General features: G+C 39.1%; 22 protein-coding genes and 2 other annotated features. Of the genes, 12 read left to right on the top strand and 10 right to left on the bottom strand.

The genetic code is table 11. The annotated features are described in order from the left end of the window. Positions 1-119: 119 nt before the first annotated feature. A complete protein-coding gene (nagZ, locus tag CWR48_RS03795) occupies positions 120-1,814 on the top strand; it encodes a beta-N-acetylhexosaminidase (RefSeq protein ID WP_170140690.1) in 1,695 nt (564 codons plus the stop codon). A gap of 158 nt (positions 1,815-1,972) precedes the next feature. On the opposite strand, the gene CWR48_RS03790 is transcribed toward nagZ, so the two are convergent. Continuing rightward, a complete protein-coding gene (locus CWR48_RS03790) occupies positions 1,973-2,725 on the bottom strand; it encodes an exodeoxyribonuclease III (protein ID WP_115771716.1) in 753 nt (250 codons plus the stop codon). 565 nt (positions 2,726-3,290) lie between these two features. On the opposite strand from CWR48_RS03790, the gene CWR48_RS03785 reads away from it, so the two are divergent. Genes CWR48_RS03785 through CWR48_RS03770 form a run of 4 tightly spaced genes read left to right on the top strand, consistent with a single transcriptional unit; the run spans position 3,291 to position 6,437 of the window. Further along, positions 3,291-3,662, top strand: a complete 372-nt coding sequence (locus CWR48_RS03785) for a GntR family transcriptional regulator (RefSeq protein WP_115771715.1) — start codon at positions 3,291-3,293, stop codon at positions 3,660-3,662. Beyond that, positions 3,659-4,348 (top strand): ABC transporter ATP-binding protein, encoded by a 690-nt coding sequence (locus tag CWR48_RS03780; protein WP_115771714.1) that lies wholly within the window; start codon positions 3,659-3,661, stop codon positions 4,346-4,348. Before CWR48_RS03785 ends, CWR48_RS03780 begins: the two co-directional genes overlap by 4 nt. After that, positions 4,345-5,178, top strand: coding sequence for a hypothetical protein (locus tag CWR48_RS03775; RefSeq protein ID WP_115771713.1), 834 nt, complete (start codon positions 4,345-4,347; stop codon positions 5,176-5,178). The genes CWR48_RS03780 and CWR48_RS03775 overlap by 4 nt, the downstream gene beginning before the upstream one ends. Before the next feature lie 14 nt (positions 5,179-5,192). Continuing rightward, positions 5,193-6,437 (top strand): hypothetical protein, encoded by a 1,245-nt coding sequence (locus tag CWR48_RS03770; RefSeq protein WP_115771712.1) that lies wholly within the window; start codon positions 5,193-5,195, stop codon positions 6,435-6,437. Between the two features lie 428 nt (positions 6,438-6,865). Here the strand turns inward: CWR48_RS03770 and trpA are convergent, their stop codons facing one another. From trpA to trpE, 7 genes are read right to left on the bottom strand one after another with little or no spacing between them, the layout of a single operon-like run. Continuing rightward, positions 6,866-7,660, bottom strand: a complete 795-nt coding sequence (trpA, locus tag CWR48_RS03765; protein ID WP_115771711.1) for a tryptophan synthase subunit alpha — start codon at positions 7,658-7,660, stop codon at positions 6,866-6,868. Continuing rightward, positions 7,661-8,857, bottom strand: coding sequence for a tryptophan synthase subunit beta (gene trpB, locus CWR48_RS03760; RefSeq protein WP_115771781.1), 1,197 nt, complete (start codon positions 8,855-8,857; stop codon positions 7,661-7,663). It lies immediately after the preceding gene. 13 nt (positions 8,858-8,870) lie between these two features. Continuing rightward, entirely contained in the window at positions 8,871-9,473 is a 603-nt protein-coding gene (locus CWR48_RS03755; protein ID WP_115771710.1) for a phosphoribosylanthranilate isomerase, read from the bottom strand. A 3-nt stretch (positions 9,474-9,476) separates the two neighbouring features. Then, complete coding sequence (trpC, locus tag CWR48_RS03750; protein ID WP_115771709.1) at positions 9,477-10,262, bottom strand: indole-3-glycerol phosphate synthase TrpC; 786 nt, start codon at positions 10,260-10,262, stop codon at positions 9,477-9,479. After that, positions 10,263-11,288: an anthranilate phosphoribosyltransferase gene (trpD, locus tag CWR48_RS03745; RefSeq protein WP_115771708.1), complete on the bottom strand. Its 1,026-nt coding sequence runs from the start codon at positions 11,286-11,288 to the stop codon at positions 10,263-10,265. Then, positions 11,260-11,871, bottom strand: coding sequence for an anthranilate synthase component II (locus tag CWR48_RS03740; RefSeq protein ID WP_115771707.1), 612 nt, complete (start codon positions 11,869-11,871; stop codon positions 11,260-11,262). The genes trpD and CWR48_RS03740 overlap by 29 nt, the downstream gene beginning before the upstream one ends. After that, positions 11,852-13,264 (bottom strand): anthranilate synthase component I, encoded by a 1,413-nt coding sequence (trpE, locus tag CWR48_RS03735; RefSeq protein WP_245976710.1) that lies wholly within the window; start codon positions 13,262-13,264, stop codon positions 11,852-11,854. The genes CWR48_RS03740 and trpE overlap by 20 nt, the downstream gene beginning before the upstream one ends. Before the next feature lie 65 nt (positions 13,265-13,329). Further along, positions 13,330-13,585: a binding site (T-box leader), on the bottom strand. A gap of 55 nt (positions 13,586-13,640) precedes the next feature. Continuing rightward, positions 13,641-13,883 (bottom strand) — a binding site (T-box leader). 569 nt (positions 13,884-14,452) lie between these two features. Here trpE and CWR48_RS20710 point away from each other — a divergent pair. The 5 genes from CWR48_RS20710 to CWR48_RS03715 all read left to right on the top strand — a co-directional run bounded on the left by CWR48_RS20710 (position 14,453) and on the right by CWR48_RS03715 (position 16,885). Continuing rightward, the gene (locus tag CWR48_RS20710; protein WP_245976709.1) at positions 14,453-14,935 is read left to right on the top strand and encodes a GyrI-like domain-containing protein; all 483 of its coding nucleotides are present in this window, start codon (positions 14,453-14,455) and stop codon (positions 14,933-14,935) included. 40 nt (positions 14,936-14,975) lie between these two features. Further along, entirely contained in the window at positions 14,976-15,170 is a 195-nt protein-coding gene (locus tag CWR48_RS03725; RefSeq protein WP_115771706.1) for a hypothetical protein, read from the top strand. A gap of 42 nt (positions 15,171-15,212) precedes the next feature. After that, entirely contained in the window at positions 15,213-15,362 is a 150-nt protein-coding gene (locus tag CWR48_RS20295) for a hypothetical protein (protein WP_170140688.1), read from the top strand. A 212-nt stretch (positions 15,363-15,574) separates the two neighbouring features. Then, positions 15,575-16,033, top strand: a complete 459-nt coding sequence (locus tag CWR48_RS03720; RefSeq protein ID WP_115771705.1) for a DUF2269 family protein — start codon at positions 15,575-15,577, stop codon at positions 16,031-16,033. Between the two features lie 333 nt (positions 16,034-16,366). After that, positions 16,367-16,885, top strand: coding sequence for an HD domain-containing protein (locus CWR48_RS03715; RefSeq protein WP_115771704.1), 519 nt, complete (start codon positions 16,367-16,369; stop codon positions 16,883-16,885). An 85-nt stretch (positions 16,886-16,970) separates the two neighbouring features. Here CWR48_RS03715 and CWR48_RS03710 read toward each other — a convergent pair whose 3' ends face one another. Both CWR48_RS03710 and pepT read right to left on the bottom strand, forming a co-directional pair. Further along, positions 16,971-18,020, bottom strand: coding sequence for a D-alanyl-D-alanine carboxypeptidase family protein (locus CWR48_RS03710; protein WP_115771703.1), 1,050 nt, complete (start codon positions 18,018-18,020; stop codon positions 16,971-16,973). A gap of 363 nt (positions 18,021-18,383) precedes the next feature. Then, the gene (pepT, locus tag CWR48_RS03705) at positions 18,384-19,613 is read right to left on the bottom strand and encodes a peptidase T (RefSeq protein WP_115771702.1); all 1,230 of its coding nucleotides are present in this window, start codon (positions 19,611-19,613) and stop codon (positions 18,384-18,386) included. 127 nt (positions 19,614-19,740) lie between these two features. Here pepT and CWR48_RS03700 point away from each other — a divergent pair, with 127 nt between their 5' ends. Both CWR48_RS03700 and CWR48_RS03695 read left to right on the top strand, forming a co-directional pair. Beyond that, positions 19,741-20,241, top strand: a complete 501-nt coding sequence (locus tag CWR48_RS03700) for a GNAT family N-acetyltransferase (protein ID WP_115771701.1) — start codon at positions 19,741-19,743, stop codon at positions 20,239-20,241. 2 nt (positions 20,242-20,243) lie between these two features. Further along, entirely contained in the window at positions 20,244-21,086 is an 843-nt protein-coding gene (locus tag CWR48_RS03695; protein ID WP_115771700.1) for a sulfurtransferase, read from the top strand.

Below are 21,086 nucleotides of genomic sequence, written 5' to 3'. Positions count from 1 at the left end.
ATAATACATAGCAAATATGAAAAAGGCGAATCTTAATTGATAAACATATTTCTCGTTTTCCAGATGACTTATACATACAGGTAGGAATTAACAGAATACGGATGATGGAGGAATTTAATATGATAAAGAAACTATTATACATTATTATACCGATTGTCTTTGTCTTTATTATTGGTGATCAATTTATTACCAATGAAGACGAAGAAGGCACCTATGTGGAAGAACAAAGTGAGATGAATTATGACTATGTACTACCCAAACCAGGTCATACGAAAAAACCAGTAAAAAATAAAATCAATGGAATTTATGCACAGGCTGAGAAGGGGAAAATCCCTGGAGTACCCTTCGTTCTTGGTGAGACAATGGAGCAGGAAGTAACGGCAAAATGGGGAGAACCGGAAACTAAAATAGAAGCGGAAAGCAAGGATTATTCCGAATACCCGTCCAGAAATGTTCATATAGGTTATCAACAAGATCGGATTGTTGATCTACGTTCGTATGACAAGGAAGAACTTTCGGATATCTCCCTTAATGATATTGAGCAGACGAAGGGAGAAGCGGATGATATTCGTTATTACCGCGACGATGATTTTGATCAGATTATCCTAATTTATGATGTGAGCGAGGATTTTCAATTAAAGTTAATTTTCCCAAATCCGACTGATGATAATCCAAATCCTGTTATACATCACACATCACTCGTTACTTTAGTAGATGTAGATCAATTAGTGGTTGATGAAAAAATAAATAATATGAGTTTGGATGAAAAGATTGGACAAATGCTTTTCAGTGGAATTTCCGGCACATCTGTATCCGATGAAACGATAAGTCTAATAACAGACTATAAGATTGGTGGCATTATTTTATACGCGGATAATATGGAAAACCCTGAACAAACAGTGGATTTAGTCAATCATTTAAAAGTGGAGAATTCCGGAAATGCATTCCCGATGTTTATTGGTACGGATCAAGAAGGCGGAGATGTCTCAAGGTTACCAGGAGATATAGTTCCTACGCCTAAAGCTAGCGAGATAGGGACACAAAATGATTCACAGTTTGCGTATGAGATTGGTACGTTACTTGCATGGCAGCTTCGAGCTTATGGCTTTAATCTCGACTTCGCTCCAGTGCTTGATGTGAATAGTAATCCGGATAATCCGGTAATTGGAGATCGAGCGTTTAGTGATAATCCTAATATCGTAAGTGAGCTTGGAACACTAACAATGAAGGGTCTCCAATCACAGCAGCTCATTCCTGTTATAAAGCATTTTCCTGGGCATGGTGATACCGCTGTTGATTCCCATTTAGAATTGCCAATCGCCGATAAAAAACTTGATGAACTTAATAAGCTTGAATTAGTCCCGTTCGAGTATGCGATAAAAAATGGGGCGGATGTTATCATGATTGCGCATATTTTATTACCAGCGTTAGATCCTGATTATCCATCTTCCATGTCTAAAGAAATCGTAACAGGTTTGCTACGGGAGCAGCTTCATTATCATGGGGTTATTATGACGGATGATATGACAATGGAGGGAATAACCGATCATTATGAAATCGGTCCTGCGTCAGTTGAAGCGCTGAAGGCAGGGAACGATATTATCCTTGTGGCGCATGAGTATCAAAATATTGTCGCGGCTTTCGATGCGATTAAAGAAGCAGTTGAAAAAGGAGAAATACCCGAGGAACGAATTGATGAGAGTGTGTACCGAATCATTGAATTAAAGCAGGAATATGAATTAAATGATGAACAAATTCCCCCAGTAGATATAGATAAGCTTAATGAAAGTGCTGAGAAAATACTTGGAAAATGAAAAAAAGAAGGCTGTCACCTTGATGACAGCCTTTGTTGATTTTGGATAGTTGGTTTGGTGTGGCGATCCTGGCTTGTCCCACCAAGCCTTCCCAACTATTAGAGGCAATAATTCTATATAGCTAGACAATATGAATGGAGTATTAATAATGGTCACATTCAATTTATTTCGAGCATGATTGGGCAATGATCACTGCCGAGTACATGTGAATGCACGTACGAATTGATTAAACGATCTTTGATTCGCTCGGATACAATAAAATAATCAATACGCCAACCGATATTTCGTTCGCGAATGTTTTTCATATAAGACCACCATGTGTATATATCTTCCTTATCCGGATAAAAGTAGCGTAAACTATCAACGAATCCGGATTCAAGTAACTCTGTCATTTTTCCACGTTCTTCCGGTGTAAATCCAGAGTTTCCATAGTTTGTTTTATAATTCTTGATATCGATTTCCTGGTGGGCTACATTCAAATCACCGCAATAAATGATTGGTTTAATCCCATCTAATTCCTTTAAATAGAGGGTGAGTGCGTCCTCCCATTCTAAACGGTAATCAAGTCTTGTTAAATCGCGCTTCGAGTTGGGAGTATACACATTCACTAAATAGAAGTCTTCATATTCCAGTGTAATAATACGTCCTTCATCCTGGGTTTCTTCCATTCCAACACCGTATTTTACTGAAAGAGGCTTTTTCTTTGTGAAAACAGCAGTACCAGAATAGCCCTTACGCTCAGCATAATTCCAATATTGATAATAGCCTTCTAAATCCAACTCGATTTGACCGGCTTGTAATTTTGATTCTTGAATGCAAAAAGTATCTGCATCCACTTCATGAAAATAATCTAAAAATCCCTTTCGCACACATGCACGAATTCCATTTACATTCCAAGATACTAGTTTCATAAGTAGTTATTTCTCCTCAGTAGTTGATTCTTACATCCATTTTACCATATAAGACCTGGTCATTTGCCTATTGTAAGTAATAGAGTAGTGGATAATTGAAGTTGATATAGTTATAATTATGACTTGAAATCTGAACAGCCATTGCTGTTTTCACACGAAGTACCATTTCCTTCGCCACAAACGTCAATAGTTAGTAGTTTAGCTACTCTTTTGCTGGTTTTTGCACTATCCCCAGCGGAAGAAATGCACGGAGACTTCTGCGGGAAGAAGAGCCTAGGTGACTACGAAGCGCGATAGAGGCTTACCAGCCCCCCCCGTAAAAAGCGTAGTGCATTTCTGGAGCGACCAGCCTGAGAGCACCCATCACTTTAACTTGGTTCGCAGCTTATTTAAATATCAACAAATAATACAAAATGAGCTTTTAAAAAATTTCCTTGACATAAATAGTGTATTAAACATATAATACATTCAGAAGCGTATCAAATCATTAATACACTTTTTTTACAAGTCGTGTACTAACATATTAATACGCAATGCAACTATGAGAAGGAAAGGAGTCGTTGCTATGAACGTGAATTTAAATAAGCGCGAGCCTGTTTATCTGCAAGTTATACGGCATTTTAAAGAACAAATTGCAACGAAGCGCCTCGAACCAGGTCAAGAAATTCCATCGCGAAGAGAATTAGCGAACCAGCTAAAGATTAATCCGAATACGGCCCAACGAGCATATAAGGAAATGGAGGAACAGGGATTGATTTATACCGAGGGAAATAGCCCAAGTAAAATCACAAAGGATGAGAAAGTTCTAGGAGCAGTAAGGGAGGAACTGATTGGACAGGCAATTGATTCCTTTATTGCCGCGATTCGGCCAATCGATGTTCCGCTCGATGAAGTTGTCGGATTAATCCAGGAGAAATATAAGGGGGATAAAGCATGATTGAGGCAAAAGAATTAAAGAAAAGGTTTGGGCGCAAGCAAATATTAAACGGAGTCTCATTTACTGCAAATAAGGGGGAAATAACATGCCTAATCGGTATTAATGGTGTTGGTAAAACAACAATACTAAAGGGAATTATGAATTTAACACCAATGGATAGCGGGCAAATTCTTATCGATGGCGAAAAGATGAGTAAGGATATGTATGAAAAAATTACGTTTATTCCCGATGCGATAACGATGATTCCAACCATGACAATAGCAGAAGCAATGCAGTTTATGCAGGATTATTACAAGAGCTGGAATCAAGCGCGTGCAACAGAATTGCTCCGATTTTTTAAATTGAAACAAGAAGAAAAGATCTCAAGCTTATCTAAAGGAAATACTGCGAAAGTGAATTTACTGCTTGGACTTGCACTGGATGTGGACTATCTTTTAATGGATGAGCCTTTTTCCGGAATCGATATTTTTAGTAGAGAACAGATTGCTGATGTTTTCACAAGTCATTTAGTAGAAGATCGTGGTGTTGTTATTACGACACATGAGATTAATGATATCGAGCATCTGATTGATAAAGTCGTGTTGTTGGATAACGGGGTTGTACTAAAAGAGTTTAGAACAGAAGAAATGCGTGAAGACGAAGGAAAATCTGTAGTTGACGTGATGAGGGAGGTTTATCGAGGATGAAGCGTTATCTGAAATTAGTTAACTTTGAGATTGGGAGATTTATGAAAATCTACCTCGTGTTGATTGGTATTACGATTTTATCACAGCTTATTGGTGTTATTGTGATGGCAAAAAACTATGTAGCGAATGCAAATGAGGTTATTTTCGTAGATTCTTTGCCGCTGGAGCAGTTTATTGAGCAATACGGAGAAATGGGTATGATGGATGTTGTCGGAAGTATCTGGTTTATAGGCCCAATTGCTTTATGTGCTGCAGCATTTATCTTTTACATCTTCTTTATTTGGTATCGGGATTGGGTTGGCAAGAATACATTTATTTATCGTTTATTGATGCTGCCGACTTCGAGATTAAATATTCTATTATCAAAGGCTACGGCAATATTTATAATGGTGTTCGGTTTAGTTTCGGTTCAGCTGATTCTTCTGCCAATTGAGAGTATGCTACTTAAGTGGAATGTTCCATTTGATTTTCGCATTGATATGACAGTCAGCGAGATTATCAATAATAATAGCTACCTATTCATTCTAATTCCAGATTCGTTTATTCAATTTATCATTAATTATGGAATTGGCTTTATGGTCGTTTTCATTCTGTTTACAGCAATTTTATTTGAGAGAAGTTTCCGGTGGAAGGGTGCTCTTCTGGGGATCATTTATTGTGCAATCGCATCCATAATATTTCTAGCACCTCTTATTTATGAGATTGGATTTGAAGCGAGTTTCTTTTATACAGAGGAAATATTTGTAATTGAAATTATCCTAGGTATTCTAGTTACCGCTATGTCCATTTGGTTAAGTAAACTTTTATTAAATAAGAAAGTTACTGTATAGGAGGAGGGAGAAAAATGATACGTTATTGGAAGTCTATTTCTATTATTTTAGTTGTCATTTTGGCGATTGGTGCATTTTACATTCAAGCAGCATTTGCAGGGAAGTCTAACCCGGAATTTGCAATTACGACAAAGAGTGGGGACGAAACAGTATTCAAAAATATTTCGCTACATAGCAATTATCAAATGGATGATTTGATAATTAGTACAGAAGGAAGTAAGTATCAAGATGAGTTGTCATATGTTGATCGTTTGGTTGGTTTCTACACGAATTCTAAAATTAAGCAGCTTCAGTCAGATTATCGTAGCTTCATGCGTGGAAAGGGAGATATCACTGAACTGTATGAGGACGAGGGAATATTAGCATATGCAGAAGTCGAGTTTAAGTATCACCGTGGGGAGGCAAGTGACTTTTCCATTGATATTGAAGTATTAGATAAGGAGTCGAAGGAGAGGTCTGCATTTACAGTAGATGTACCAGAAAAGAAAAACTATAATTATGTGTATATCAATGATGTACGGGTAATAGATGGCACCCTGAAGGTAACAACTACTAATGCACTCAGAAGTGATCAATTTAATTCTGATGAGGTTCATATTTATCACTTCAATCTAACCGAGCAAACACTAGTGAAAGATGAGATTATCGGGGCAGAGCAAGAAGGGAAGCATGGAAAGCTAGATTATGTGCGGTTAATGAATGATTATGATGAACTCAGCGGCGAGAAATATCTTGTTTTTGAAATGGTTTACGTGGAGGATATCAATCTAGAGGATGAAAATTTACATCCAGACTATTATCCAGAATATATTGGCAGTGAATTTTTGACCTATAATCTTGAAACAGGTGAACAGAAAAGGATTGAAATACCTGATGAAGCTGAGCAATTGATGAAGCAAATGCGGGATACTCCAGGTGAAATTATCGTCAATAATTCCAAGCTTCATTTTATCGAAGTGACGGAAACTGGACTAGAGTTAATCGTTTATAATATCGAGAATGGTGAGACGGAAAGTAAGCAATCGGTTGAAATTCCAAAGACAGATATGGATTTACAAATGAATTGGCCGATGTTTAAAATAATCGATGATAAATTATATATTGTAAGTTCACAGATTGATCGTGAAACACAGTCACCGATCATGGTGGCAGATTTAAATTCTGGTGATATCTTGTATGTAGGAACCGTTGAAGATCGAGATAGTGGGCAGGAAAAAGAAATATATGGTGTAAATATTTATGATTTAGTGGTCGATTGAGCGTGGAACAAATCATAAAATGTGTGAATGCAATAGGGGTGAGGTCTATACAGAAGAAGTTATCTGGAATATAAATATATAGAATCTAGACAAGACTTGACTTAGATTTAGATTATCCTTACAACCCATGATTCGCTCTTTTCTTGGAAAGCCAACTGATCACTGGCTTTCCCTTTTTTTTGGTGCCTGTCACTTCCCGAGTTTTGCTGAATCTTGTCGAAAATAAAACAGGAGAGCACTATAACGGCTCGCCTGCTTTATTTGCTGCATGGAGGGAAAGTTAGAAAATACTGGTATAATTGAAAAACAGCTGATATTTACCTCAAACACGCTGATATAATTAGCATTCAGGCTGATATCGTCTGTTTTCCCGCTGATATTCGACAAATTTTACCTTGATCCCTTTGATCCCTACCAATCAAATCGAGTTACCTCCGTACTCCAACCTCAATGCTTCCCTGAATCAATTTCCTGACTTCTTCATCCTGCCCTTGATCAAATAACTCCACAATCCTACTGCCAACAATAACACCGTCACAATGTGCGCTTAGTTCATGTGCTTGCTCAATACTGGAAACACCGAATCCTGCTAGAACGGGAACAGGGCTATTTTCTTTCAATGTATCTAAATAGTCTTGGACATTCGCACCATGCGACTGTCGTGCGCCAGTTGTTCCCATAACGGAAACGGCATATAGGAAGCCTTCCGATCGTTTTGCTATTTCAATCATTCGCTCTTTCGGACTTGTCATGGCAACTAAGCGGATGAAGGCAATGGAATGCTCTTGTAAAACTCCAGCAATCAGCTCTTCTTCCTCCATTGGTAAATCTGGGATGATGATGCCATCAACACCGGATTTTTCACAGTCTGCGACAAATTTTTCTATCCCATAGTTATAAATTGGATTTAAATAGGTCATTAAAATAATTGGTACGGCGGTGTTTGCTGCTACAAAGCTTTGTAGTTGATCGAGCACTGCTTTCAAGCTTGTGCCATTTGCCAATGCACGCCCTCCTGCTGCTTGAATCGTTGGTCCATCAGCAATCGGGTCCGAGAAGGGGATGCCAAGTTCAACGGCAGCGACCCCACTTTTAGCTAAAAAATTAATTCTGTCCTCTAAAATATCCAGGCCACCATCACCAGCCATAATATAAGGAATGAATAACTTTTGTCCTGCTGCTTGTTTTTCCTGGAAGCTCTGTTCAATTCTTTCTTTACCCATTTATTTTCCCTCCAATCGATTTTTTACTTGCTCTACATCTTTATCCCCGCGTCCGGATAAGCAAATAACCAATGTTTGATTTGTGTCCATTTCCTTTGCGAGCTTCAACGCATAGGCGACCGCATGTGCACTCTCTAGTGCAGGAATGATTCCTTCAATTCTAGATAAGGCTTGAAATGCATCTAATGCCTCTGCATCCGTAATCGCGGTATAGTGGACCCGGCCAGTCTCATTTAAGTGGCTATGTTCTGGCCCCACGCCAGGGTAGTCAAGTCCGGCAGAGATGGAGAATGCCTCTGTAATTTGCCCATTTTCATCCTGCAGGAGATTCGATAACGTTCCATGTAAAATCCCTTTTCGGCCTTTTGTGATCGAAGCGGCATGTTGATCCGAATCAATACCTGCCCCAGCAGCTTCGACGCCAACTAGTTTTACAGATTCATCCTTGATAAATGGGTGGAACATGCCAATTGAATTACTGCCACCACCAACACAGGCGACGATTGCATCTGGTAGTTTTCCGGTTTGTTCGACGATTTGTTGCTTTGTTTCCTTGCCAATTACAGATTGCAAATCACGAACAATCTTCGGAAATGGATGTGGTCCAACCGCAGAGCCTAAAATATAATGGGTATCATTCACATTGCTCGCCCAGTAACGTAATGCTTCATTCGTTGCATCCTTTAAGGTTCCACTGCCTTGGGAGACGCTGCGTACTTCTGCGCCTAATAATTCCATGCGAAACACATTCAGTTTTTGCCGGCGAATGTCCTCTTCACCCATAAATACAATGCATTCGAGACCGAAAAGCGCACATACTGTAGCGGTCGCAACTCCGTGCTGACCTGCGCCAGTTTCGGCAACAACCTTTTTCTTGCCCATTCTAAGTGTCAGTAAGGCCTGACCAACCGTATTATTAATTTTGTGTGCACCAGTATGATTTAAATCTTCACGTTTAAGATAAATGTTTGCCCCACCAACCTCTTTGGTCAACTGTTTTGCAAAGTAAAGCGGTGTTTCCCTTCCAACATATTGCTGCAAATAATAGTTTAATTCCTCGGTAAATTGCGGATCGTTTTTAGCCTTTTCATATGCTTCCTCTAATTCTAGTAGTGCGGGCATTAATAGTTCTGGAACAAATCTTCCTCCAAAACTACCAAATCTTCCGGTTTCATCTGGCATTGTGTAGGTTGTCAATGGTATCATCCTTTCAATTGTTTTTAGCAAGTGTAATAAATCGCTTGATTTTCTCATTGTCCTTTATTCCATTTGTTTCAACACCGCTAGATACATCAACTCCAGCGGGTTGTGCAAGTCTGATTGCTTCCGTGATATTATCTGCATTTAGTCCACCAGCTAATAATATCTTCTCAGTTGGAATGGAAAGCAGGTCAATCATGCTCCAGTCAAACGTTATCCCGTTTCCACCATGATACTCTCCCTTAGGACTATCGAGTAAATAATAGTCGCATGGAAAGGATTCGATGGAGCTAGCATTTTCCTTAGTGACAGAAAATGCCTTTATGATCTTATAGGGTAATGCCTTCGCTACATCTGCTGGTTCCTCACCGTGTAGCTGAATATAATCTAGGCCAACGATTTTCGCGACTTCAATCATTCTATCGACCGTTTCGTTTACAAAGACGCCTACCTTTTCAACAGAAGAGGGGAGTGATCTCACAATCTCGCTAGCAGCTTCAGGTGAAATTTTCCGCTTGCTCTCGGCAAATACGAAGCCAATAAAATCCGCTCCAGATTGAGTAGCTACTGCACCAGCCTCTTTTGTAGTGATTCCACATATTTTTACAAGCATGATTTATTTCGCCCTTTCCGCCGGCAGTGCGACTTTTAGCTCGTCGAAGGTCCGTTCCAGGTTATCTGCAAGCATTAGCGTTTCTCCAACTAATATTGCCTTTGCCCCAGCATCTCTTGCGCGTACAACATCTGCTGTGGTTTTCATACCACTTTCACTAATCAAGATTGTGTTTGGGTTTGTTACCATTGCTGCAAGCTTTTCAGTCGTTTCCAAATTGACCTCAAATGTTTTTAAATTACGATTATTAATGCCAATTATATCTGGATCTAATTGCAGCGCTGTTTCCATTTCCTCTTCATTATGAACCTCAACCAATACCTCTAGATCCAAGCTTGTAGCATAATAATAGAGATTCTCTAAATCCGTCGTTGATAATGCAGCAACGATCAATAGAATAATCGATGCCCCAGCAGCCTTTGCTTGATCAATCTGAATAGGATGGATAATGAAATCCTTGCATAGTATTGGCAAATCAACTGCCTCTCTAACAGCACGTAGGTCATCGATTGTCCCGTTGAAAAAGGGTTTGTCAGTTAGAACGGAAATGGCTGCAGCACCATTTGCTTCATATTGTTTCGCTTGTGTTACGGGATCGACTGTCATTTTTATTTCTCCCTTTGATGGGGAGGAACGTTTAATTTCAGAAATAACCGATATCGTATTTGCAGCTTGTACCTTCTCTTTAAAAGTAGTAATCTTTTTCGAATTACTAGGGACAAAGGTTTGACCGATTAATGCTGTAACCTCCTTTTCTTTTTCAATTAAAATTTGTTCTAAGATGGACAATTAAAACACCTCGCTTGGAATTTTGTTACTGTAATTAATTAGATATTCTAATTTTGCTAATGCCGCTCCAGAATCAATGCTCTCACGTGCAAACTCGATTCCATCCTCAATGGTTTCAGCTTTGCCGTTTGCGAATATGCCAATTCCGGCATTTAAAATGGTTGTATTATAGTAAGCGCCATTTTTCCCCTTTAGCACATCAAGTAAAATCGCTGCATTTTGCTTTGCATCTCCACCGCGAATTTCATCTTTTGAATAGTACGGTAAACCAACATCTTCTGGACGAAGTGTAAATGAAGTGAGCTTTCCATCATCAAGGAAAATAAGCTGGTTTTCTCCTGCTAGTGTTGCTTCATCGACATTTCCAGCACCATTTACGACAACAGCACGTTTTCTTCCCAATTTGTGTAAGGCCTCCGCTAGAATTGGCATTAGTTCTTGTCGATAAACACCAAGCAGCTGTGACTCTAGTGCAATTGGATTCGTTAATGGTCCGATTGCATTGAAAATTGTAGGAATCCGTAATTCTCTTCTTACCTTTGTAAAGGGCTTCAATGCTGCATGGACATTTGGTGCAAATAGGAAGGCAATCTGATTTTCCTGAAGCAACTCCTCAATTTGCTCCTTTGAGAAGGAGAGAGAAACCCCTAATTGCTCAAGGACATCTGCACTTCCTGATTTACTTGTGATACTGCGGTTTCCATGCTTTGCAACAGTTACACCTGCACCAGCAAGAACGAATGCTGAGGTAGTACTGATGTTAAAGCTGTAGGATTTGTCTCCACCAGTTCCACAGTTATCCATCGCATCTGTAATGGCTGACGCTTGGAAGGAGGACGCATCACGGATGACATCAACGATCCCAGCAATTTCATCTGCGGTTTCTCCCTTTGCTTGCAGGGCTGTTAAAAAAGCTGCTATTTCGGAATCTGTTGCTGTTTCCTTAAAACAGTAACGTACTGCTGCTTTCATTTCCTCTGTTGTCAGGTTTTCCCGGTTAATTAATTTTTCCAGATAGTTCCTCATGTAAATTCTCCTCTCTGATTTTCGCCAAAAAGTTTCGAATGATTTGCTTTCCTGTTACCGTGCCGATTGACTCAGGATGAAACTGAACACCGTAAACGGAGTACTGTTTATGCATAATTGCCATGATCTCATCGTCATCAATTGCTTTCGCAACAACATCTAATTCTTCTGGGACACCCAATTCATCGACAACGTATGAATGGTAGCGCATGACCTCAGCTGGATTTGGTAGTCCCTGGAAAAGACCTTGCTCATCATGGGTAATGTGCGATGTTTTCCCATGCTTAATTTCCTTGGCAAGTCGCAATTTTCCGCCTAATGCTTCGGCGATAATCTGTTGACCTAAACAGATTCCAAGAATTGGGATGTTCTTATAAAATCTTTGTACCAATTCTACACAAATTCCTGCTTGATCTGGTAATCCAGGACCTGGGGATATGATGATCGCTTTTAAATCCATTGCAGCTATTTCGTGTAATGAAATGGCATCATTTCGAATGACTATTACTTGCTCATTTTCAGCTGCAACATATTGGTAAATGTTATAGGTGAATGAATCGTAGTTATCCACTAACAGAATCATAATGATTCACCTCCATAATTGATTTTGCTTTGTTTAATGTTTCCTGGAACTCCATTTCGGCAATGGAATCATAAACAATTCCTGCTCCTGCTTGTAAAACGGCCAGCCCATCTTTAATTACGAGCGATCGGATTGCAAGCGCGATGTTTAAATCATGATTAAAGTTAATAAACCCGATGCCGCCACCATAAACGCCACGTTTCTTATCTTCCAATTCGTTAATCAATTGCATGGCGCGAATCTTGGGTGCACCAGAGACCGTTCCAGCTGGTAAACAAGCAATTAAAGCATCGATGCTGGATAGATCCTTACGCAGTACACCTTTTACCTCGGAAACGATATGCATGACATGCTGGTATTTTTCAATTGTCATATAGGTTGGAATCGTAATGCTGCCAACCTCACACACGCGTCCAAGATCATTTCTGCTTAAATCAACGAGCATTCGGTGTTCCGCAATTTCCTTCTTGTCCTTTAGTAATTCTTCAGCTAGAGCATCATCCTCGACTTGCGATTTCCCACGTACTCTTGTTCCAGCAATTGGATTCGTTACGATTTCTTGGCCTGTTGTTTGTACTAGACTCTCAGGTGACGCTCCAAGTAAGAGATAGGATTCAAAGTCAATGTAAAACATGTATGGTGATGGATTTGCCTCACGCAGCTTTTGGTAGAATAAGAGTGGGTCACCATCTATTTTTGCTGAGAAACGTTGTGATAAAACAACTTGGAAGACATTTCCCTGCTCCAGATGCTTCTTTGCTATATTGACATTTTCGAGAAACGTTTCTTCCGTTATTTCCGCTTCGAAATCAATCGTTACCTCCTGTTCGGCCATTGGTACAGCTGGGTTGCTTAATGTTCTCTGAAGCAAGTTGAGTCGCTCAGCCAATATATTGTCAGCATCTAGTCCATGCTGCAGAACGATTAAACAGAGTGACTCATCTGCGTGATCAAAGACGATGATATCCTTATATACCATGAAATGAATATCCGGCATATCGAGGTCATCCGGTAACGTATCACCGATATCTTCATGCAATCGAATCGAGTCATAGCCAATATAGCCAACTGCCCCGCCATAAAATGGAAAGGGGAAGTCGAGTTCAATTTTCGGAAGATGCTCTTTTAAGTAATCGAGTGCATGTTGCTGGATTTTTTCTTTTGTCTGCTTCTCATGGTTAATAATTGTTGTTGTATGCCCATTCCCGATGATTTCCTGATGTGGGTTTGCACCGATAAAAGAAAATTTGCCTTTTTTCTGATGCTGAAACGTGCTTTCCAGCAAGAACTTTTTCTTTCCTGTTAATTGCCGATAGATATCAATTGGTGTCATGTCACCTGCTTTTCGTATTGTTGATTTGAAGGAGTATTCGTTGTCACCAGTATTTTCCATTTGATAGCTCCCTTTCTTTTAGATAAATAAAAAAAGTCCTCTATAAACACAATTATCATGTGCTTATAGAGGACGATTGGACCGCGGTGCCACCTCTGTTGAAAAGAAATTCTTTTCATCTCTTTCAGATACAGGAAAATACTCATCCGATATCCTATCCGTGTAACGTCGGAATCACGTGTTTTCTTACTGATCCAGAATGGAGTGTTCGGAAAACCTCTCATAAGTCCATTCAGTAATCATTCACATACTGGATTCCCACCAACACCAGCTCTCTGTTATGCTTCAAGATTACCTACTTCTCTTAATCATAGATTTATTTATTACTTATAAATGCTGTTAGTACTTTATAAAAATACAAAAAGGCCCCACATCCTAAAAGGACGAGGGACCGTGGTACCACCTTTATTAGCTGAAAATCAGCTCACTTTAGCAATATCAAGCAATGCTTAATATTCGTCTCGTGTAACGATGAGACATGTTCGCCAAAGCCTACTGAATTATCGTTCGGTTTGGAAGCTCGGAAGCCCATTCATCTAAGTATTCACACTGGTTTGCACCAACCACCAGCTCTCTTTAGTGACTAATTTAGATTACTCTTCTTCGTCATTGCCATTAACTAATTTAGTTATTGACACTAATATTAAGATAATTCAAAATGAAAGTCAAGTACTTTCTGAAAAAAATATTCGACAAAGAAATCGGCTGGAGTCATAAACTATTTTTCGTGTATGATAAACATATAATTTAAAATAGGATACATAGATCTGTCCCGGAATAGCACAAAAGGACAGGAATGAAGGCTATAAAATCGTTAAGATAGTTATAGAGGGGAGAGGATAATACTGGAAAGTCTTCAGCAATTGGTTGATGGCATTGATTATATCGAAGAACATTTAGATGGGGATTTGCAAATCGAACAGATAGCAACGATTTCCTACATGTTTAACTTTCACTTTCTGGGAAATATTCGGAATCAGAGGATTACTATGCCTGCAGAAGAGCTTTTACAGTCGAATACTAAAGTGATTGATGTTACTCTAAAGTATGGGTATGAAACGCCTAAGTCTTTTGCGAAAGCTTTTGGAAATCCATGGCATCAGTCCATCAGCTGCTCGTAAAAGGAGCCAATTCCTAAAAGCTTTTCCAAAACTATCGTTTCAAATACAAATAAAAGGTGATGTTGAAATGGAATATAAAATCATGGAGAAGGAAGCATTTCAAGTGATAGGGAAAGGGATTCAAACCTCGACGGTAAATGGGGAAAATAATCGAAACATCACAACATTTTGGAATGAATCCAACGGTAATGGGTTCTCTGTAGCACTTGCGAAAAATTGTGGGCCACTAGGGCTAATTGGTGTTTGTATGGATTTTGATCCATTGCAAGAAAGTATGACATATTTCATTTGTGCTGAGAAACAAACGGAGATATACCCTACTGAATGGCAGGAACTAGAAATTTCGAAAGCAACTTGGGCAATATTTCCTGTGAAAGGATCAATGCCTGTGGCAATGGTAAAGGTCTGGGAGAGAATATTCTCTGAATGGTTCCCATCTACAGGTTACGAACATGCAGATGGACCAGAGTTAGAAGTATATTTAAGTGATGGCGATCCAAATAGTGATGATTATTATAGTGAGGTATGGATACCGATTGTGAAAAAATAAATTATTACGTCATTTCCTGGGAAATATTGACGAATGGCATATGTTGATTTCGGGAAAATATAGTACTGCTTTTCGTAAAATGAAAGACAAACTGATTATCGGCGGTGACATGATAAATTATGGACCAGAAAGAAGTGCTGATGTGTTGGAATGGATAAAGGAGAGAACAAGAAGTTATCTAGAAAACAATCTTATTATGGTTGGTAACCATGAAGAAATGATGATCTGTTCATGAAGGAAATATCGCCAATGTGGATGGAATTTGGTGGAAGAAACAATGAGTAGTCTTATAGAAATGTACGGTTCTGAAAAAGCTTGGGATGTGGCAGCGGACTATGCAGCTTGTTTCGAAAAACTTTCAATTCTATATGACGATGAACATGGAATCTATGTTGATGCTGGTGTGGATATTCAGCAAGGAAAATAGCTGCAACTATGTAATATACTGTGGATGAATAATCGTCAACTGTCGACAATTGATGAGCAGGATTTAACGAACTATGCTAATCAGATATTGTCGGAATAGAGTGAGTATCTTTGGCATGATTTGATAAAAGATAACGAAAATGTGAGCGATATGACGGTCCTTCGTCAATCCAAATAGTGTATGATAGTAATAGCTATTTGGGGGGAACGATAATGAGCTTATACGATGTACTTGTATTTATTCATGTGATTTCAGCTATATTAGGAATGGGACCAGGAATGATGATGACCCTTGTTGTAATAAAACCAATGCCTAAGAATATGACAGAATTAAAGCATGCATTCGCAATCCGAAATTCCTTGCATATGCTAACGATGACTGGCGGATTATTATTACTGGCTACAGGTATAGGGATGGGACTTCTAAATACATACTTATTCTCACAGGGCTGGTATACTACTAGCTTACTATTATTTTTGGTTGCATTAGCATTTGGTCCCGTATTACTAGCACCAAGGTCAAAGCCAATCAAATTAATGATAATAAAACATAAGGGAGAAGAAATCCCAGCCTCATATAAGCAATTATCAAAGCAATTATTTCATATGGAGCATTTAGAAAATCTTCTGTTTCTAACAATAATCGTATTGATGATTCTAAAACCATTCTAAGTGCATCTGCCTATCGCGGATGTGCTTTTTAGTAGCCCAGGAAACCATAAAATTTTAATGCTGTAGATAACTTAATAACTGAGAATAGCCAGCTCCAGCGCCCATGCTCCTAGCGAGACTTTCATCACCTCCGTAATCTAAGTCAACCGCTTACGATCCCCGTTTTTCTTTATTTCAAAAGGCAAGGAGAAGTTCGACGTCTTGTGGGGAGCAGTCCGTAGACAGCTCAAACGGCACTTGCACTTTTATTCTAGCCCAAATAGGGATTCATTCATTGCAATGAAATAGAAAACATGCTATATTCAGTGAAATAATTCTATTGGAGGCGATTATTTGGTAACATTGGAGCAAGTATTCACACATCCGATTACACAAAAATATTTGAATCGCTCAGGTGTTGCGCATGCGATTGCAGTAGCAGAGTATGCATATATCTTCGCTAAACGATTCGATGTTAATCCAGACCTTGCAACAAAGGCCGCACTACTGCACGATGTCGGTCATTACACTTGGTATAGTGATGGCGAATGGGATTATGACCTTTACAGGGAAAATGATATCCATGCGATTAAAGGTGCAAGTCGTGCTCATAAGTTGTTAATCCAAATTGGTGAAGATCGTCATGCGGCGAAGGAAATCGCAATTGCGATTTTGCTTCATACAGATTCTTATTTACCAAAAGGTGAACTAGAGCTCAATCCGTTACAGCGCGTGGTTGCAATGGCAGATGAAGCGGATGAAGAGAATGGTGGGAATCATCATTATAAGAAAATCGATGAGGCAGTCGCACTAGAGCGTATTCGCGCATTGGATACGTTGATTGCTAAGGAAGTGAGTGAGGAGTCAAAATAAACTCGGTTAAAACTCGCATACCTCGTTTTATCTGGAATAACAGAAATAAAAAAATCCTGCTCTCGCAAGAACAGGACTACATAATCTATTCAATTTCACTAAAATATTCTTCTAACGTAATTCCTTGATCCGTGATTTCCTTTGCTGTTTTTTTACCAACAAAGCGCAAGTGCCATGGTTCGAATTGGTACTGTGTAATTTCTTCTTTTCCTTCAGGATAACGAATAATAAATCCAAATTCTGCTGCATGTTCCTTTACCCATTTTCCTTCATCGGTATCACCAAAATCAGTGTCCAAAAGATAGTTCACATCGACACTCGTAATATCCATTGCTAAACCTGATTGGTGCTCACTTTCACCTGGACGAGCACTGAATTTATTTGCAGCTTCTTCACCATTCGCACTTACATAGTTGGCAAAGAGAAATACTTGAGTATCATAGTCTCTAAAACCGGATTGAGCATATAGCTCTAATCCCGCTTCATCTGCAGCGTGAAATAGCTTCTCCAAAGCTTGTGCAGCGATCTTACGCATTTGCTTCTTCGGTAAGTCCTCGGTGAACGGGAAGCGGACATCTGGTATTACGAGATCTTCTGGAGTATATTCAGCAGGCAGTGCATGTTCCTTATTAACTAATGCAAGCTGGTCATATGGATTTGCAATTACAGGAGTACCCGCATCTGTTGCAGCTGGTTCAGCAACGAATGGAAGACCTGCTCCTGCCTCTAACTTTTCGCCCTTTTCTATAGCATCTGTGAGTACTTTTGCTGTTTCTTCATTGTAAATTCCTAACGCCATTAGATCCCCATGTTGTAATTGGAAATCTGTTACCGCCCATGTTGTTGCTTCATCAAATATTCCAGTAACGCTTATATTGTATCCAAGCTCATTTAGGCTTTTTTGCAGAAGTTCGACCTGTTCTCCTTGATCCTTTTTCTGTAAATCTCCAATTGGAATAGTTCCAGTATCTTCAGGATTCCCATTTGTATCTGCAGTTGTTTCACCCTGTTCTTCTGCTTTATTATTTTTTTCATTATCTGTCTTATTTCCAATAGGATTTTCAGTTGTACATGCTACGAGAACGAAAAGTAGCAAAAGCAAACTGAAAAGTATAGTAAGTTTTTTCTTAAACATGATGAATAACTCCTTATGCTTCACATAATTATAATATTACTAATCTATTCAAGGGAATTGGAAAGTAGCAATTGTAAGCCGTACTCATTTTCTCATAGATTCTGTTCAGAGTGCAATAGATATTGAATAATATAACTGATTCGGATGCTTTGTGTGATAGGATAAACAGATAAGAAAAGCGCTTATAAAAGGGGTGGCAGCATGGAAGTGATTGGATTTGTTTTCGGTTTAATCGCATTTGTTTTTGTATTGGATAATCAAACAAAACTAAAGAAGCTGACGGAACGAGTGGAGGAATTAGAAAAGAAGGAACGGTAGGGAATAATAAAAGTCCGATTCCAGAATAGAATCGGACTTTCATTATTATTTCTTAGCAAACAATCGGCAAATTTCTACGATTACTTTGGCAGCCTTTTCCATCGTTTCAACCGAAACATATTCGAATTTACCATGGAAATTCTCTCCGCCAGCAAAAATATTTGGCGTTGGTAAGCCCATGAAGGATAGCTGTGATCCATCAGTGCCACCACGGATTGGTTCAATAATTGGCTTAATATCTAAGTTCTTCATCGCTTCACTAGCAATATCGACGATTTCCATTACTGGTTCAATCTTCTCACGCATATTGTAGTATTGATCGGTTAATTCCAACGCTACATTCGCTTCTCCATACTTTTCCTTCATTTCATTTACATACTTTTCTAATGTCGCTTTTCTAGCTTCGAAGCTGTCTCTGTCATGATCACGAATAATATAATATACTTGCGTTTTTTCTACTTCTCCATGAATGGAAATAAGATGGTAGAAGCCTTCATGTCCTTCTGTATATTCTGGTGCTTCTTGTTCAGGGAACTTTCCGATAAACTCTGTTGCAAGTTTGCCGGCATTGATCATTTTGTTCTTCGCTGTCCCAGGATGAACACTGCTTCCTTTAAATGTTACCTTTGCAGCTGCAGCATTAAAGCTTTCATATTGTAGTTCTCCAAGTGGACCACCATCCATCGTATAGGCATATGTTGCATCGAAACGTTCCACATCGAATTTATGTGGTCCACGGCCGATTTCCTCATCAGGTGTAAAGGCAATACGAATGCGACCATGTTCAATTTCTGGATGCTGCAATAAGTAATTCATCGCTGTCATTATTTCTGTAATCCCAGCTTTATCGTCTGCACCGAGCAATGTTGTCCCATCTGTTGTAATTAAAGTTTGTCCTTTATAGCTTGGAAGCTCTGGGAAATCCTTCGCAGATAATACAATATTTAATTTTTCATTAAGTGTAAGATCATTTCCATCAAAGTTTTCCACAATTTGCGGAGCGACATTTTTCCCTGTAAAATCTGTTGCAGTATCCACGTGTGCTAGGAAGCCGATCGTAGGGATCTCTTTATCTGTATTAGCAGGAAGGGTTGCCATTAAATAGCCATTTTCATCAAGTTCAACATCCGCCATGCCGATTTCCTTTAATTGTTCTACAAGGACGTGAAGCAGATCAAATTGTCCTGGGGTAGAAGGTGTTGTATCCGAATCTTCATTTGATTGCGTATCAATCTTTGCATATGTAGTAAAGCGCTTAATTAGTTCGTCTTTCATAAGGTTATTCGCTCCTTCTTTTGATATAATTGTATATTATCACATACCGAAGTATTCATGAAATAATATTAGAAGGATAATGCCGCTGATTAGCGAATAATTATTGATATGGATTGGGATGATGAGGATGATTAGGCAAGCATTACGAAGCGATGCAGCGAATTTAGCTACATTGATCGGGCAAGTGGAAACGGAAAGTCCCTATATGCTTTACGGGTCAGGGGAAAGGGAAATATCAGAAGAAAAGCAATTGAACATGATAGATTCTCTTACTAAGAAGCATAATTCGGAAATCCTTGTTGTTGAGGAAAATAATAATTTAATTGGTTATCTATTTGCAATTGGCGGGAATACCATTAAGAATAAGCATTGTGCTTACATAGTAATTGGTATTTTAGCGAATAAGCGTGGAAAAGGTATTGGCACGCAGCTATTTGTAGAGATCGAAAAATGGGCATTAAACCAAGGAATTCATCGATTAGAGCTCACTGTTATCGTAGAAAATATAGCGGGTATAAAGTTATATGAGAAAGCGGGCTTTAAAATCGAAGGAATAAAACAAGATTCACTATTTATGGATGATAGATTTGTAGATGAATATTACATGAGCAAAATACTGGAGGGATAAGGATGTCGAATTTAATTAGTGTGGAACGATTGAAGAAACGACTCGAGAACAATCTTAATAACACGGTAATTGTCGATGTAAGATTTCAGCTGGATGATTCGGATGCAGGGAGGAAAATGTACTTGAAAAGCCATCTTCCGGGTGCAGTGTATCTCGATCTAAACCGAGATTTATCAGGAAGAGCGGAGAAGCATGGTGGTGCACATCCACTGCCAGATCGAAAGACATTCGCTGCGAAAATGGGCAATATCGGGATTGATGCAAATACAACCGTTGTGATTTATGATCAAGGGAATGAAATGTTTGCTGCAAGGCTTTGGTGGTTACTTGAAAATAGTGGGCATGATAAAGTTTATCTCCTTGAGGGAGGGTATAAGCTCTGGATTGAAGATGGAAATGAGGTCACGAGGGAGATTAGCCGATTGCAGCCGAAAACATTTAAACCCAATTTCCGTGATGATCAAACGGTAACAATGGAAGAAGTAAAGGAAAAGACCGAGAATCATACAGCAATATTAATCGACTCCCGTGCAAAAGAGCGCTACTTAGGAGAAATCGAGACAATGTATAGTAAGGCTGGCCATATCCCTGGTGCGAAGAGTTATTTTTGGAGAGGGGTAATTACCGATGAAGGGGTATGGAAAAAAGGGGAAGAGCTTGAGCAGCATTTTGCTACCTTACCAAAAGACGAGGAAATTATTGTCTCTTGTGGTTCAGGTGTATCGGCATGTCCGAATATCCTTGCATTAAAAACTGCTGGCTATACCAATGTGAAATTATACCCGGGAAGCTTTAGTGACTGGATTTCTTATGATAAAAATGACATAGAATTGGATGAGAGCTAA

The sequence above is a fragment of the Oceanobacillus arenosus genome (assembly GCF_003369575.1).
Lineage (GTDB): Bacteria > Bacillota > Bacilli > Bacillales > Amphibacillaceae > Oceanobacillus > Oceanobacillus arenosus.
This window is presented reverse-complemented; position numbering and strand designations above follow the sequence as displayed.

Excerpts from the sequence above, each read along its gene's own strand:
- nagZ (WP_170140690.1), top strand. The coding sequence starts at position 120 with ATGATAAAGAAACTATTATACATTATTATACCGATTGTCTTTGTCTTT.
- CWR48_RS03790 (WP_115771716.1), bottom strand. The coding sequence starts at position 2,725 with ATGAAACTAGTATCTTGGAATGTAAATGGAATTCGTGCATGTGTGCGA.
- CWR48_RS03785 (WP_115771715.1), top strand. The coding sequence starts at position 3,291 with ATGAACGTGAATTTAAATAAGCGCGAGCCTGTTTATCTGCAAGTTATA.
- CWR48_RS03780 (WP_115771714.1), top strand. The coding sequence starts at position 3,659 with ATGATTGAGGCAAAAGAATTAAAGAAAAGGTTTGGGCGCAAGCAAATA.
- CWR48_RS03775 (WP_115771713.1), top strand. The coding sequence starts at position 4,345 with ATGAAGCGTTATCTGAAATTAGTTAACTTTGAGATTGGGAGATTTATG.
- CWR48_RS03770 (WP_115771712.1), top strand. The coding sequence starts at position 5,193 with ATGATACGTTATTGGAAGTCTATTTCTATTATTTTAGTTGTCATTTTG.
- trpA (WP_115771711.1), bottom strand. The coding sequence starts at position 7,660 with ATGGGTAAAGAAAGAATTGAACAGAGCTTCCAGGAAAAACAAGCAGCA.
- CWR48_RS03755 (WP_115771710.1), bottom strand. The coding sequence starts at position 9,473 with ATGCTTGTAAAAATATGTGGAATCACTACAAAAGAGGCTGGTGCAGTA.
- trpD (WP_115771708.1), bottom strand. The coding sequence starts at position 11,288 with ATGAGGAACTATCTGGAAAAATTAATTAACCGGGAAAACCTGACAACA.
- CWR48_RS03740 (WP_115771707.1), bottom strand. The coding sequence starts at position 11,871 with ATGATTCTGTTAGTGGATAACTACGATTCATTCACCTATAACATTTAC.
- trpE (WP_245976710.1), bottom strand. The coding sequence starts at position 13,264 with ATGGAAAATACTGGTGACAACGAATACTCCTTCAAATCAACAATACGA.
- CWR48_RS20710 (WP_245976709.1), top strand. The coding sequence starts at position 14,453 with ATGGAATATAAAATCATGGAGAAGGAAGCATTTCAAGTGATAGGGAAA.
- CWR48_RS03725 (WP_115771706.1), top strand. The coding sequence starts at position 14,976 with ATGTTGATTTCGGGAAAATATAGTACTGCTTTTCGTAAAATGAAAGAC.
- CWR48_RS20295 (WP_170140688.1), top strand. The coding sequence starts at position 15,213 with ATGAGTAGTCTTATAGAAATGTACGGTTCTGAAAAAGCTTGGGATGTG.
- CWR48_RS03720 (WP_115771705.1), top strand. The coding sequence starts at position 15,575 with ATGAGCTTATACGATGTACTTGTATTTATTCATGTGATTTCAGCTATA.
- CWR48_RS03710 (WP_115771703.1), bottom strand. The coding sequence starts at position 18,020 with ATGTTTAAGAAAAAACTTACTATACTTTTCAGTTTGCTTTTGCTACTT.
- pepT (WP_115771702.1), bottom strand. The coding sequence starts at position 19,613 with ATGAAAGACGAACTAATTAAGCGCTTTACTACATATGCAAAGATTGAT.
- CWR48_RS03700 (WP_115771701.1), top strand. The coding sequence starts at position 19,741 with ATGATTAGGCAAGCATTACGAAGCGATGCAGCGAATTTAGCTACATTG.
- CWR48_RS03695 (WP_115771700.1), top strand. The coding sequence starts at position 20,244 with ATGTCGAATTTAATTAGTGTGGAACGATTGAAGAAACGACTCGAGAAC.